Source organism: Muricoccus roseus (genome assembly GCF_900141905.1).
Taxonomy (GTDB): domain Bacteria; phylum Pseudomonadota; class Alphaproteobacteria; order Acetobacterales; family Acetobacteraceae; genus Roseomonas; species Roseomonas rosea.
This window is the reverse complement of record NZ_FQZF01000024.1, coordinates 17,687-30,168: the sequence shown is the minus strand read 5'-3', so window position 1 is coordinate 30,168 and position 12,482 is coordinate 17,687. Positions and strand designations below refer to the sequence as shown.

Genomic DNA, 12,482 nt, shown 5'->3' with positions numbered 1-12,482 from the left:
GCTCGGTCCCTCTGCCTTGGGCCTGGTGGTTGTTCCTGCCGCATGCGGCAGGCTGGACGTGCCGATCAGCGGCGCCGATGGCCTGCCTTCGGGCACCGTCCGAATCCGATGCTAACCGGGAGGCGCCTGTTCGTCCGAGGCCATCTTGCTAACCTTCAGTGCCCCTCCGAGGCACCGAACATCGACTTCGCATAGATGATGCCGAGGCCGTAGGCGCCGCCGTACTTCTTCGCGATACCCGTGGTCATTTCATAGGTCTCGGTACGCGCCCAGTCGCGCTGCAGTTCCAGCAGGTATTGCAGGGAGGTGACCGGCCGGGCACCCGCCTGGACCATGCGCTCCATCGCGCGCTCATGGGCTTCCTGAGACACGTCGCCGCAGGCGTCCGCGATGACATAGACCTCGAAGCCCTGGTCGATCGCCGACAGGGCGGGACCGACGATGCAAACCGAGGTCCAGAGTCCGGCCAGCACGATGCGGGGCTTGCTGATGCGGTTCACCTCCGCGATCACCGCCTTGTCCTCCCAGGTGTTCATGGAGGTGCGGTCAAGCAGCGTTCCGCCCGGGAAAGCGCGCGTGATCTCCTCGAACATCGGACCGGAGAAGGACTTCTCCGCCACTGTGGTCAGGATTGTGCTGACCCCGAAGCCAGCGGCAGCCTCGGACACCAGCGCGGCATTGTTGCGCAGCGTGACCGCATCGATCGACTTTGTCGCGAAGGCCATCTGCGACTGGAAATCTATCATGATCAGCATGTGGTTGGTGGGATCGAGCAGGCTCTGTCCCGCGACGGCTGCGGCGGTCGGCATGGCGCATATCTCCATTCGGCTGGCCGCAAGCCTAGGGAATGGAAGGAGATCGGGACCATCAGACCTTCGGGTCGGTTCCCCAAGACCAAGGGAGGGTGGAACCGCGCCGGGCGCGTGTCATAAGCCGAGGATCGCCTCCAGGCATGCATGCAGCTCCTCGGGCTGCACGGGCTTGGCGAGATATGCCCGTACTCCTGCATCGAGCGCGCTTCGTGATGAGGTCGGGTCGGGATAGGCCGTGATCAGGATGGTCGGCAGGTTCCGTCCCGCGGCGCGTAGGCAGAGATGAAGCTGCAGGCCGCTCATGCCGGGGAGGCGAACATCGGCGATCAGGCAGCCGACCTGGTCCAGATCGCCGAATTCGAGAAAGCTGGCCGCGTCCGGAAAGCCCACCGCCACGAAGTCCATCGCGCCGAGGAGGCTGCTGAGCGCGGCGCGGGCGGACGGATCGTCCTCGACGATAGCCAACATCGCTGCGCCGCCTGCCAGTTCCACCCGGGCAAAGGCTCAACGAGAGCCTTTGGTGGCGTCAATTATGCGATGGCATCCGCTGATCGACCCGTCTGGCCTTCCGTCGCGAGTCTATCGGCGGCGCGCACCAGCTCGGCGAGCGAATACACCTCCAGCTTCTGCATGATCTGCGCCCGGTGTGCCTTCACCGTGACCTCACTGAGCTGCAGCTTCGCCGCGATCTGCTTGTTGAGCATGCCGCTGGCGACGAGGGGCATGAGCTCTCGCTCGCGTGGGGTCATGGCCGCGTAGCGCGCGCGTAGCTCGGCCACTTCCGCCGCTTGCCTGCGGTGATGCCGGTCCAGCTCGACGCCCTTCTGCACGGCATCGAGCAGATCCTGGTCGCGATAGGGTTTGAGCAGGAACTCGATGGCCCCGGCCTTCATCGCCGCGACCGACATGGGCACGTCGCCATGGCCCGTGACGAAGACAGTCGGAATCCGCAACCCGCGCCGTATGAGGTCACGCTGGAACTCGAGGCCGCTGTTGCCGCGCAGGCGCACATCGAGCACGAGGCATCCCGGAAGGTCCGGTCGGTCGGCGCTCAGGAAGGCCTGGGGCGAGTCGAAGGCCTGGGTTGCATAGCCTTCGGAAGCCAGGAGATTCTCAAGGGAAGCGCGGATCGATGCATCGTCATCGACGATGAAGACGATGGATTGCTCTGCCATGACCAGCCTCTCAGTCGCGGCTATTCATCTCCGCCGCGGGCAGTGACACGTGAAATATAGCGCCTCGCGGGACATTTGCCGAAGTCCAGAGCCGTCCTCCATGCGCCTCGACCACCGCGCGGCAGAACATCAGCCCCATGCCCATCCCGCCGGGCTTGCTGGAGAAGAACGGTTCGAAGACCCGCTCTTCCATTCCGGGTTCGAGCCCTGTGCCCGTATCCCGCACCGTGATCTCTACTTCTCCATCAGCCAGTCTCCGGGTCTCTATGGAGAGCTCACGCTGACGGTCGCTAATGGTTTTCATCGCATCTATGGCGTTTTCAACAAGGTTCCGAATGACTTGCCTGAGCTGGACCGAGTTGCCGATGACGGCGGGCGTTTGGGGATCCAACAGGACGCTTATGGAGACGCCGGCAAGATTCGCCTCTTCTGCCGCAGATCGCGTGACGTCGGTGATGACCTTCGGGAGGTCCACCAGCGCCCGTTCTTGTGCACCCTTCATGAACATGGTGCGGATGCCCAGGACGATCTTATTGGCCCGATGCCCTTCGGACACGATGGCCCGCAAGCTTGCATCCACCTTATCGATCCGTGGCTCCGCTCGGGTCAGCCAGCGCAATCCGGCGTCCGCATTGGTGATGATGCTTGCCAGGGGCTGGTTGATCTCATGGGCAATCGAAGCGGACAGGGCTTCCATAGCCGTCAGCCGGTTCTGGCGGGCGCGCTGCTCAGCGGCAACCGAGCGGGCCAGCCGGGCATAGACCGCCGTTGTATCCGCGAGCAGGACCAGCAGAACGGTGCCCGCTGCTGCAAGGCCATATACCCGCCCACCCCACCAGCCGACACTGAGCCGCACGCCGCTGCTGATATAGGAGAGCAAGGTCAGCTCGATCACGAGCGAGAAGACAACGAGACAAACCCAAATATCAAGCGCTGCTCGGCGCCGCCGGATGAGGATGGCCATGCTCGTCACGTAGATGGCCATGGCGGCTGCCGGCACGATCGACCAAAGGGCTGTTACATTTCGCGCATCCCGCATGAAAGTGGGCAACGACATTTGCTGTCGCGCAATCAGCCACATCACCGCGGCGGCGGCCGCAAAGATGCAGATGACGGTCCATGTCGCCGTCACTCCGGGTGATCTTCCTGCGGAGGCACCAAACGGAGCAAGCGCATAGCTGAAAATGAAAAGCGCAAAGGTAATGCGACGCAAGGCGGCGATCGTTGCCGTCGCCTGTACATCGGCCTCAATTCCCAGGGAAGAAAAAAGGCCGGGGAAGGTCAGTATCCACCCCGGAATCATAAGCGCCGCCGTCAGATAGCCGGAAGCCAAAACGAGCAAAGCGGGGCCTCTTTGCACGCTGTACAGCGAAAAAAGAAGGGCCGCTGTGATGACCTCCAGGACGAACACCGCAGCGGCGTAGGCCGGCAGGATGACCTCACTGCCGGTGATCGTAACACGCGCGAAGGGAATCGTCGCGACCAGAGCGGCTATCAGGGCTGCTGCCACCGCAGCCGCGACGTAGGGGCGTGGTGGAGTTAGGCCGGCGATCGGCTCGCTTCGACGGAGCAAAGTTGACCTTCCCCGGCATGCTTTCGGGTATCCAAAGAATGCCTACCTTTTTTGCCTCCGGGGAAGCGAGTCCTGGGCCTAGGGCGGCCCTGTATGACGAAGGACGTCATCCCCGACGGCCGACTCGGCGTAGGTGCTTCCGGAAGAACGGTTACCAACCCAGCTCGCGTAGGGGGTGCGGCACGGTCGCGCAACGAGACGGAGCCGACCTCCCGGTACAGCGCGACGGCTAAGCAGATGACGCCGTTCGCGGCCTGCTCACCCGGCCCGTTGGAAGCGGCGAACATTTTGGTGCCGCATCGAGGCGGTCGGCATCGTTCCCAAAGGGGCCGCCCTCGGCCGCCTCGTCGACGCTTTATGGAGCAGTGCGACGAGCGGGCGACCCGGCGGGCCCGCTGCATGAACCTGGAAGCCATCCGCAGCGTTGGCGATGTCGCCGTCCGGGTCCCGGCCGTGCCGGCCTGACCAGGCGGACCGGCGCGGCGGGATGATCGCTCCTATGCCGCGCGCTCAGGATCGGACTCTTTCGAGGGCTCGGAGGAGGGCAGCAAGCTCCGGATGCTGTCAGCCACCTTGTGAACAGTATCGGACCAGCGCGACGACTCCTTCTCCTCCTTGCGGTCGCCCTGCGGGTGGTGCTTTCCGTCCACCTCGATCGGACGCGCGAAAAAGCCTGCCTTCGACATGCGGAACTCCACGCTCGTTTTCGCCATAACGCGGAATGGAGGGTCGGAGTTGAACCGGACGATATGGCCGTGAGGAGTCGCGACGAAGTGATCTGATGGATGTCGTCTTGACGACGCGCGGCATCGACAAAATGTGCTTGCAGTGCGGTGGTTCTTGGAGACAGCCGGAGTTCGCTTTTGACCAGCTGCGACATTCGACCTGAACGGCGCCGAGCCCTGAGCCGAGTGGACCGTGCGCGGCGGAGCGCCCTATGCCGGCCGATGCTGCCGCTGCCCGGCGCTCCGAAAGATGGCGCAATGCACGCAGCGCCTCCCGGCGTGAGCATCCTGGCTGCCTTGGTGGACCGGATCGAGGACCAGGTGGAGAGGCAGCGCAGCGTACTTGCCGAATTACAGGGTCTCGGCCCGTCAGATACGCGCTCCGCCGCGCTGGAGGAGGCGGAGCAATGGCTTGAAAGCCTGGAGGAGGTGCTGGGAGCCGCGCAGAGGAACCTCGGCCGCCGGTAAGCGCTGCCGCGGTCGAAGAGCCGAGGATCGCCAGGCATCATCGGGGCAGGGGTGCCCGGCCGATCGGCGGGGCGCGGGAACGCGCTTCCGCTCATCCCGAAATCAGGCGCTCAGGCGGCGCTTGCCTCATCGCGATGCCGGAGCCGCCGGATGATGCCGATGATCGGCGCCATGGTCAGTGCGAGCAGGATGCCGCCGCCGACCAGCAAGGTGATCGTCCGGTTCCAGAGCTTTTCCAGCGCCATGTCGGTCGTTGCCGGCTCCGGATGCGCCGGGTCGGCCACCACCGTCACCGAGTAGCTGCCGGAATGCACGTCGGTGAAGATGTAGTTCACGTCGCGCGACACCGGCCCTGACTTCGTCTGGAGCGAGAGGGTGGCGTCACAGATGGTCAGCACGAGCTTCGAGCTGCAGGACCCCTCCGTGACCCGGCCGCCCGCCACGGGCTCTGCCGTGCCGCGGATTCGCCAGTCACTGACGAGGCCGGGCACCGTGTAGATGCCGATGGCGATAAGCATCGCCCCGAACATGACCGTGCCCAACAGGCCCCATAGCCTATGCCGCCAGTGGTCGCCCTGCGGCGGCAGGGTGAGCGGGCGGGGAGATTCGGCCTGGGGTTGCATGGCCGAATTTCTAGCGGGGCGGGTGCGGGGGAGAAGTCACGCGCCGGTTACATTTTCGGCATCGGATGCGGATGCCGCCCGGGCTTCCGCCGCCAGGATACGGCGCGCGGCGTCGGCCTGTCGGTAGCGCCCGATGAGGTCGGCGAAGCCCTGCACCTTGAGGTGGCGCGGCGGGGACGCCGCGAAGGAGAGGATCCGGCGCTTCGGATCCAGCTTCACGCGACGCCCCCGCGGCAGGCGCGCCGGGAAGGGCGCTTCCGGCGGGAGGAGGATGCGGGTGACCAGCCGGCCGCCATCCAGCGTGATGTCGAGATCCGCCACATGTTCCCAGAGGATCGGCCGGTCGAGCCCGCTGATGTGGATGGATTCCTGGCGGAGGATGGCAAAGGGCTTGTCGCCGCGCCGCAGGAGCGGCACGCCGAAGCCGATGAAGAGGAGGCCAAGGCCGCCACCGGCGCCGGCCGCGATCATTTTACCTGAGGCGTCGGTGCCGGGCACGTCCACAGCCAGCACGGTCAGGGCGCCGGCCACCAGCAATCCGCCGAAGACGAACAGGAAGATGGCGCCCCCGCGGGTGTTCTCATGCAGCGCCACCGGCTCCTCTGCCACCTCGGAGGCGGCGGCCTCCAACGCCTGATGCGCCTCCCGCGCGTTGTCGCGCGCGGCGCGCAGGAAGTCGGCGCTGGCGGCCCGGCAGAGCGAGTCCGGCTCGGCGAAATACTTGGCGAGGCGCGAGATCGCCTCCGGGGGTGGCGCGGCTGCGGCTTCGGCCAGCAGCTCGGGCCCCGGCTCCCGGCCGAGGGCGGCAAGGCGCTGGCGCGTGGGCGGGTGGGTATCGGTCGGGTGGGGCTGCGTCTCCTCCAGATGTCCTGTCGGATCCACCAGGCCACGTTCTTCGGCGTGGTGCAGGGCGGCGGCGACCAGGTCGGCCGGCGCGGCGTCGGGGGCGCGAAAGGCGCGCTCCAGGGTTTCGTCCACGCGTGGGTAGGCAGCGGCCGTGCGGAGCAGGGCGCGCGCGGCCGCATCGGCCGAGGTGACCTTCGCGCCGGCGGCGTCGGCGGCGAATTCGCGCAGGCGGCTCCAGTGCCGCACGGCATGGTGGAACTGGTCCATGACGAAGACGCCCAGCTTCAGTGCCGGGCGGGTCAGCGGCGAGATGGAGCCGTCGCCGCCCATGCCGGCGAGGGCGACGGCATCCAGCGAGCGGCCCACGCCGGCATAGATGGGCAGGAAGCGGAGGCTGTATTCGGTGTCGCCGCCCGAGAAATGCGCCAGCTCATGACCGATGATGGTGGCCACCTCGTCCTCCCGCAGCAGGGGCAGGAAGGGAAGGGGGAGATAGAGTGTGCGCCCCGCCAGCGTGCCGCCGCCGGGCTCCAGGACCTTCGCGCCGGAGCTGACGAAGAAGCCGCCGGTGAGGCCGACCACGACATTGTCCGGCAGCAGGGCGCCGAGCCGCGTGGCCAGTTCATCGAGCATGCGCCACAGGCCCGGCGCCTCCTCCCGCGTCACGGGGCGGCCCATGATGGAGAGCGGGTCCGGCGTGAAGAGGCCCACCGTGCGCCGCAGCTGCACCACGGCTTTCCCCGCGGTCCAGAGGCTGGCGCCGATCGCGATGGCGGCGATGCCCAGCAGCTTGGCCCCGCCGCTCGAGAGATTGCCGGCCTCGAGGATGGCCGAGGCCTCGAAGGCCACGGCCGCGACGACACCGATCGCGACCAGCACCACCTGCGTTCCCATCATCGGCGGCAGCACGCGCCGGACGAGGGAGAAGCCGCGGACCAGCGCGTCCCGCGATCTGCGCCCCGCCCGTACCAGCAGCGTCGCGGCCAGGAGGGCGAGGACCGACAGGCCGGCGGCGACCCCGGCGCATGCGGCCACGACGGGCGGCAGGTACCGGCGGGCGCGGGACAGGGCGAGCGCGCTCTCCGCGTCATCGAGGGCGTCACGCGCCTCGGAAAGGGCGAGAGGGCCGACATAGGTGTGGCCGTTGCGGCGGAACCGGGCGCCGAAATCCGGGCGGCCATCGGGCTGGGCTGGGCGAGCCTCCAGAAGCGCGACCGCCTTGGCCGCCTGCCCCCGCTGCAACTCCATCGCCTCCTCGTCGGACGCGCCGCGTTGCTGTTCCCACAGGCCGAGGCCCAGGAGGGCAAGGGGCAGCAGCACGGTGGTCGCCAGGAGGCCCAGTGTGGCGCGGCCGCGCCGGGGTGTCTCGGGAATGGACGGATCCTCCGCTTCTCGCGCCCTGCGTAGAGCGGCAGGGTAGGATAGACCCCCGCATGGGCGAAAACCGGGCTGGCCGCTTGACCAACTGGACGTGATCGGGACGATCTCCGGGCATGCACCCGATGTCGCTCCCTTCGGCCGCCCTCGCCGCCTGGATCTCCGCCTGGCCGGCTTTGGCGGCCGAGGCGCCGCCCGATGTGCAGGCCTTCACCGCCCGGCGCGACCGCTGCGACCATTTCCGGGGCGAGGATTCCGACGACCCCGCCCGCGCGGGGGCGATCGCACGGGCCCTGGAGGCGAATTGCCGCGGCACGGATGCCGAGCTGGAGCGGCTCAAGCGGCGCCACGCGGGCAACCCTGCGATCCGCAGGCGGCTCGATGCCTATGAGGCGAAGGTGGAGTGACCGCCGGCACAGGGCCGACGGGCTGATCGACAGGATGGCAGCGTACGACGCTGGCACGGGCCGCTCGCGAGATTCGTGGGAATCGCCGCTGCGGGACAGCGCGAATTGTTCCCGCGGTCGGATTTCCGGTACCGTTTCAGAGAATTGAGAGGATTTGAATGCATGGCCGGTCTCGCCCCCCCGACGCAGATCATCTCCGCCGTCACGGCCACCCGTCCGATGGTCGAGGCGCTGTTCGATGAGCTGCGAGGGGCGACGCTGGACCATCCCGGAGTGACGCGGGCGCCCTATGGCGAGGGCGAGGCCTTCGCCCATGCCATGCTGGCGAGGAAAGCCCGCGCGCTCGGCTACGAGGTGAGCCATGACCTGGCCCTCAACACCTATGTCACGCTTCCCGGACGGGATCGCTCCGCGCCCGTGCTGATGACGGGCTCTCATCTGGATTCCGTCCCGCATGGCGGGAACTACGATGGCGCGGCGGGCGTCGTCGCGGGGCTGGCCGCCTTGCAGGCCCTGCGGGCGCTGTGCCCGCAGCCGGAGCGGGACGTCACCGTCATGGCGATCCGTGCGGAGGAAAGCGTCTGGTTCCAGGTTTCCTATGTCGGCAGCCGTGGCGCATTCGGCATTCTGCCGCCGGCTGCGCTGGACAGCGCCACGCGGATCGACAGCGGGCGCAGCCTCGCCTCCCATATGGCGGACCAGGGCGCGGACGTGGCTGCCCTGCGCGAGGGACGGCGGCACCTGGACCCCGCCCGTATCGCGAGCTTCGTCGAACTGCATATCGAGCAGGCGCCAAGCCTGTTGGAGGCTGGGCGGCCGATCGCGGTGGGCACGGGCATTCCCGGGAACTTCCGCTACCCCGACATCACCATTTCAGGGGAGCAGGCCCATGTCGGCCTGCCCCGGCGCTTCCGGCGCGATGCCGCGCTGGCCGGCGCCGATTTCGCCACCGGCATGGATCGCATCTGGGAGGAGCACGAGGCCGCGGGCATCCCTATGGCGACGACGATCGGCCGCTTCCACACGGATGCGGCGTTGCATGGCATGACCAGCGTGCCCGGCCGGTTCCTGATGAGCTTGGATGTCCGCGCCTATGACGAGGCGGTGCTGGCGGCATTGGAACGGCGCGTTCTGACCATGGTCGCCGAAATTGAGTCCCGGCGAGGGGTCCGTTTCGACCTTGGCGCGCGCGCCTCCGCCCCCGTCGGGCCCGTGGCGCCCCTCGTTCGCGAATGCCTCGAGCGCCAGGCCATCGCCCATGGCCTGGACTGGCAGCCTCTCGGTAGCCCCGCCTCGCATGACGCCGCGACCTTCGCCGCGATGGGGGTGCCGATGGGCATGGTCTTTGTGCGCAACGCCAATGGAAGCCACAATCCGGACGAGGCCATGGACATCGACGACCTGATGGCGGGCATCACCATTCTCGCCGGATGGATGCTGGAGTCTGCCACCGCATCGACGGCGGGGTGACCGCCCGGGATGGCTTTGGTTCGGCCCGCCCCCGGGTGGCCTTCGCGGCGGAAGGGGGCGCGCCTTGCCTCCGCTCGTCGCCGTCACCGAGCGCCAGAGGGATGGATCGTCCGGGTGTTGGCCCGGGCCCGGGGACGGCTCGACAGGTCAGCCGTGCCCGGCCGACGCCGGGGTGAGGCACGGCGAAAAGCTCCGCTGCCGGCGATCTTGGCCGGGCAGGAGGAACCCTGCCCGTTGAGAGACGTTCTCACAGCTGGAGGCCGGAACAGCCGAGGATACCATGCCGCCTCGCCGACCCATGCTGCCGGTCGCGGGCCGCCAGGCAGACCCGTTCGACCTCTGGCTCAGCCGCAGCCTCCATGAACGCTGGGACTCCGCCCTGGACGAGGAGCTCCCGCGGGACCTCCTCCGGCTCGCCTGCGACAGCCGTGCCCAGTGGGACGAGCTGAAGGAGCGCTGGAAGAAGGGGCACGGCCCCGGGCCATGGTCCGTCGGCTGAAGCCGTTCGGATCCCCTCACACGACTGGCAACATTCGTGGAATGACGGCGGCGGCCGCCTGGTCCTAAGCTCGGTGTCAAAGGCCAGGGAGGCAAGCATGACGTCGCATGTCCAGGACTACCCGACGACCGAGAGCGACTACCTGCCGCATGTCATCAACCGCTGCGTCGAGAAGGCGAATCGCGATGGCGTGCCCTACCGCTTCCAGCTGAACGGCGCCGAAGTGATCGTCCGCCCCGGAAAGACCGCGGAAGAGGTGAACGAGGAGGTGCAGCGCCAGTGGCAGGCGAGCCGGGCGCTGTCGGCCGCGGCCCCGGGCTAGGCACGCTCGCCGGTGCCGTAGCAGGCCTCATCACGTCCTCCCTGGGCATGGGGATTACCGGCACCCGGGGTTGATCCCCGGCCGCTTGGCCGAGGCAGCCAGGCGCCGGGCCGTGGCTTCACCTGCCACGGCCATGGTGCCGGCGGCCGGCCTCGGCGACCCGCTCCGCCCCCTTCCTCGATGATGATGAGTTCACCGGAAGTGCGGCTGCCTGGCTTGGCCAGCGGCCGCCTCTGCCTGCCTCCCTCCCCGCGAAGTGGCCAGGGCGTGACGACGCCGGGCGGCCCTGTTCCCCACGGATGAAGGTTTTGGGGCAGGGCGGGCCGGAGATCCCTTGCACGGGGATACGGACCTCGTTTAGGATCGTGCACGATGCAGGATACACGGGTGGTCACCCGGGTCGGCTTGGCTGAACAGGTCCGTGCCCGGCTCCAGGAACGAATCATGGATCAGGACCTGGCGCCCGGCGCCCGGCTGAACATCGACGCCCTGGCGCGGGAGATGGCGGTGAGCACCACCCCGCTGCGGGAGGCGCTGGCCGGGCTCTGCGCGCGCGGCCTCGTCCGCAACGAGGCCTATCTCGGTTTCACCGTGGCCCCCATGCCCGACCAGGCCTTCCTGCGGGACCTGTACGAGACACGGCTGCGGCTGGAGCCCTGGCTGGCCGCGCAGGCGGCGCCGCGCATCACGCCGCAGGCCATCACGCGCCTGCGGGACTGCCTGGCCGATATGGGAGCCCATGTGCGCCGTGGTCCCTGGCAGACGCACCGCACCCATGCCGCGGCGGACGAGGCCTTCCACGGCATTATCGCGGAGGCATCGGGCAACGAGCCGGCCCGGCAGGCCCTCACCGCCCTCAACGCCCAGGTCCACGCCTCGCGCCTCTACATGAAGGCCCAGCAAGGCGCGGAGGAGACGGCGCGGGAGCACGAGGCCATCGTCGCCGCCCTGTGGGGGCATGACGCCGCGGCCGCCGAGGCCGCCATGGCCCATCACCTCACGGCATCGCGGGAGCGCTTGGCCCCATGACGGACTGGACCGGCGGCGCGGCCCGGATCGCGCGCATCACCTTGCACCCCGTGCTGCACGTCATGGGGGAGGCGGGCGCCTATGGCATGGCGCGCGGCCTGGTGGCGGCCCGCGGCGCCACCATCGTCGAGGTGGAGACGAATACCGGGATCAGCGGCTTCGGCGAGGCCTGGGGCCCGCCAGGCTTCACAGCCGCCTATCTCGATTTCGTCCTGGCGGACTGGCGCGGCGCGCGCCTCGTGGACCATGGCGCGCTGTTCCACCGCCTGCTGGCGCGCAACTATCACTTCGGCGTCCAGAACGGGCTGATGGCGCTGCTCTCCGGCATCGACATGGCCGTGCATGACGCGCTCGGGAAGGAGCACGGATTGCCCGTGCATGCGCTCATCGGCGGGCGGGCACGGGACAGCGTGCCGGTCTACGGGTCCGGCGGCTACTTCACCGCCGATCCCGCGCTCGGCCTGCAGGCGCAGCTGCCGCGCTTCCGCGACTTCCCGGCCTGCAAGATCAAGATCGGGCGCGGCGTGGCCGACGATGTCGCACGCGTGCGGCTTGCCCGCGAGACGCTGGGGCCGGAGATGCGGATCGCCGTGGATGCCAACGGCAATTACGGGCTCGACCAGGTGCTCGCGAGCATGCGCGCCATCGCGCCCTTCGGCATCGAATGGTACGAGGAGCCGCTCTCCCCGGCGGATGAGGAGGGCTACCGGGCGCTGATGGCGCGTCGCGAGATTCCGGTCGCGACCGGCGAGGCGCTCTACACCGCCTTCGCCTTCGACCACTTGCTGGCGCCCCGGGTGATCGACATGGCGCAGCCTGACCTCGCGCTGTGCGGCGGCCTCTCGCAGGGGCGGCTCATCGGCCAGCTCTGCACGCTTCGCCATGCGCGGCTCTCGCCGCATGTCTGGGGCACGGGCCTCGGGCTCGCCGCGGCCGTCCATCTCGTCGCGGCCCAGCCGCCCTATCCGGCGGTGACGGAAAGCGAGGTGGACCCGCCCTGGGTGGAATACGACGTCGCCGACAACCCGTTGCGCGACGAGCTGCTGCGGGAGCCGCTCCGCCCCGTCGGCGGCATGATCGCGGTGCCGGACGCGCCCGGGCTGGGCGTGGAGCCCGACCGGGCCGCGCTCGAGCGGTTCCGGCCAAGGTGAGCGGG

14 protein-coding genes are annotated in these 12,482 nt (G+C 68.6%); 7 read left to right on the top strand and 7 right to left on the bottom strand.

Annotation, left to right across the window (positions count from 1 at the left end):
• Positions 1 to 155: 155 nt before the first annotated feature.
• The 5 genes from BUB97_RS18235 to BUB97_RS18215 all read right to left on the bottom strand — a co-directional run bounded on the left by BUB97_RS18235 (position 156) and on the right by BUB97_RS18215 (position 4,246).
• Positions 156 to 809, bottom strand: a complete 654-nt coding sequence (locus tag BUB97_RS18235; protein WP_073137389.1) for a hydrolase — start codon at positions 807 to 809, stop codon at positions 156 to 158.
• A gap of 117 nt (positions 810 to 926) precedes the next feature.
• Complete coding sequence (locus BUB97_RS18230; RefSeq protein WP_217659706.1) at positions 927 to 1,304, bottom strand: response regulator transcription factor; 378 nt, start codon at positions 1,302 to 1,304, stop codon at positions 927 to 929.
• A 38-nt stretch (positions 1,305 to 1,342) separates the two neighbouring features.
• Positions 1,343 to 1,987: a response regulator transcription factor gene (locus BUB97_RS18225; RefSeq protein WP_073137385.1), complete on the bottom strand. Its 645-nt coding sequence runs from the start codon at positions 1,985 to 1,987 to the stop codon at positions 1,343 to 1,345.
• A 10-nt stretch (positions 1,988 to 1,997) separates the two neighbouring features.
• Positions 1,998 to 3,560 (bottom strand): ATP-binding protein, encoded by a 1,563-nt coding sequence (locus tag BUB97_RS18220; RefSeq protein WP_073137383.1) that lies wholly within the window; start codon positions 3,558 to 3,560, stop codon positions 1,998 to 2,000.
• A gap of 497 nt (positions 3,561 to 4,057) precedes the next feature.
• Positions 4,058 to 4,246: a hypothetical protein gene (locus tag BUB97_RS18215; RefSeq protein WP_073137380.1), complete on the bottom strand. Its 189-nt coding sequence runs from the start codon at positions 4,244 to 4,246 to the stop codon at positions 4,058 to 4,060.
• A 297-nt stretch (positions 4,247 to 4,543) separates the two neighbouring features.
• Here BUB97_RS18215 and BUB97_RS18210 point away from each other — a divergent pair, with 297 nt between their 5' ends.
• A complete protein-coding gene (locus BUB97_RS18210) occupies positions 4,544 to 4,753 on the top strand; it encodes a hypothetical protein (RefSeq protein WP_073137377.1) in 210 nt (69 codons plus the stop codon).
• Between the two features lie 110 nt (positions 4,754 to 4,863).
• Here the strand turns inward: BUB97_RS18210 and BUB97_RS18205 are convergent, their stop codons facing one another.
• On the bottom strand, positions 4,864 to 5,376 hold the full coding sequence (locus tag BUB97_RS18205; protein WP_073137375.1) for a hypothetical protein: 513 nt from the start codon (positions 5,374 to 5,376) through the stop codon (positions 4,864 to 4,866).
• A 36-nt stretch (positions 5,377 to 5,412) separates the two neighbouring features.
• Complete coding sequence (locus tag BUB97_RS18200; RefSeq protein WP_073137373.1) at positions 5,413 to 7,542, bottom strand: M48 family metallopeptidase; 2,130 nt, start codon at positions 7,540 to 7,542, stop codon at positions 5,413 to 5,415.
• A 182-nt stretch (positions 7,543 to 7,724) separates the two neighbouring features.
• On the opposite strand from BUB97_RS18200, the gene BUB97_RS18195 reads away from it, so the two are divergent.
• The 6 genes from BUB97_RS18195 (at position 7,725) to BUB97_RS18170 (ending at position 12,477) form a co-directional block, all read left to right on the top strand.
• The gene (locus BUB97_RS18195; RefSeq protein ID WP_139281384.1) at positions 7,725 to 8,006 is read left to right on the top strand and encodes a hypothetical protein; all 282 of its coding nucleotides are present in this window, start codon (positions 7,725 to 7,727) and stop codon (positions 8,004 to 8,006) included.
• A 162-nt stretch (positions 8,007 to 8,168) separates the two neighbouring features.
• Entirely contained in the window at positions 8,169 to 9,476 is a 1,308-nt protein-coding gene (locus BUB97_RS18190) for a hydantoinase/carbamoylase family amidase (RefSeq protein WP_217659705.1), read from the top strand.
• Positions 9,477 to 9,756: 280 nt separating this feature from the next.
• Entirely contained in the window at positions 9,757 to 9,975 is a 219-nt protein-coding gene (locus BUB97_RS18185) for a hypothetical protein (protein ID WP_139281383.1), read from the top strand.
• A 97-nt stretch (positions 9,976 to 10,072) separates the two neighbouring features.
• Positions 10,073 to 10,297: a hypothetical protein gene (locus BUB97_RS18180; RefSeq protein WP_073137367.1), complete on the top strand. Its 225-nt coding sequence runs from the start codon at positions 10,073 to 10,075 to the stop codon at positions 10,295 to 10,297.
• A 372-nt stretch (positions 10,298 to 10,669) separates the two neighbouring features.
• Positions 10,670 to 11,326, top strand: coding sequence for a GntR family transcriptional regulator (locus BUB97_RS18175; RefSeq protein ID WP_073137365.1), 657 nt, complete (start codon positions 10,670 to 10,672; stop codon positions 11,324 to 11,326).
• Positions 11,323 to 12,477 carry a mandelate racemase/muconate lactonizing enzyme family protein gene (locus BUB97_RS18170; protein WP_073137363.1) on the top strand — a complete coding sequence of 385 codons (1,155 nt, stop codon included), beginning with the start codon at positions 11,323 to 11,325 and terminating at the stop codon, positions 12,475 to 12,477. The genes BUB97_RS18175 and BUB97_RS18170 overlap by 4 nt, the downstream gene beginning before the upstream one ends.
• Positions 12,478 to 12,482: the final 5 nt, after the last annotated feature.

Coding starts and splice junctions, on each gene's coding strand:
- BUB97_RS18235 (WP_073137389.1), bottom strand. CDS start 809: ATGCCGACCGCCGCAGCCGTCGCGGGACAGAGCCTGCTCGATCCCACC.
- BUB97_RS18225 (WP_073137385.1), bottom strand. CDS start 1,987: ATGGCAGAGCAATCCATCGTCTTCATCGTCGATGACGATGCATCGATC.
- BUB97_RS18215 (WP_073137380.1), bottom strand. CDS start 4,246: ATGTCGAAGGCAGGCTTTTTCGCGCGTCCGATCGAGGTGGACGGAAAG.
- BUB97_RS18210 (WP_073137377.1), top strand. CDS start 4,544: ATGCACGCAGCGCCTCCCGGCGTGAGCATCCTGGCTGCCTTGGTGGAC.
- BUB97_RS18205 (WP_073137375.1), bottom strand. CDS start 5,376: ATGCAACCCCAGGCCGAATCTCCCCGCCCGCTCACCCTGCCGCCGCAG.
- BUB97_RS18195 (WP_139281384.1), top strand. CDS start 7,725: ATGTCGCTCCCTTCGGCCGCCCTCGCCGCCTGGATCTCCGCCTGGCCG.
- BUB97_RS18190 (WP_217659705.1), top strand. CDS start 8,169: ATGGCCGGTCTCGCCCCCCCGACGCAGATCATCTCCGCCGTCACGGCC.
- BUB97_RS18185 (WP_139281383.1), top strand. CDS start 9,757: ATGCCGCCTCGCCGACCCATGCTGCCGGTCGCGGGCCGCCAGGCAGAC.
- BUB97_RS18180 (WP_073137367.1), top strand. CDS start 10,073: ATGACGTCGCATGTCCAGGACTACCCGACGACCGAGAGCGACTACCTG.
- BUB97_RS18175 (WP_073137365.1), top strand. CDS start 10,670: ATGCAGGATACACGGGTGGTCACCCGGGTCGGCTTGGCTGAACAGGTC.
- BUB97_RS18170 (WP_073137363.1), top strand. CDS start 11,323: ATGACGGACTGGACCGGCGGCGCGGCCCGGATCGCGCGCATCACCTTG.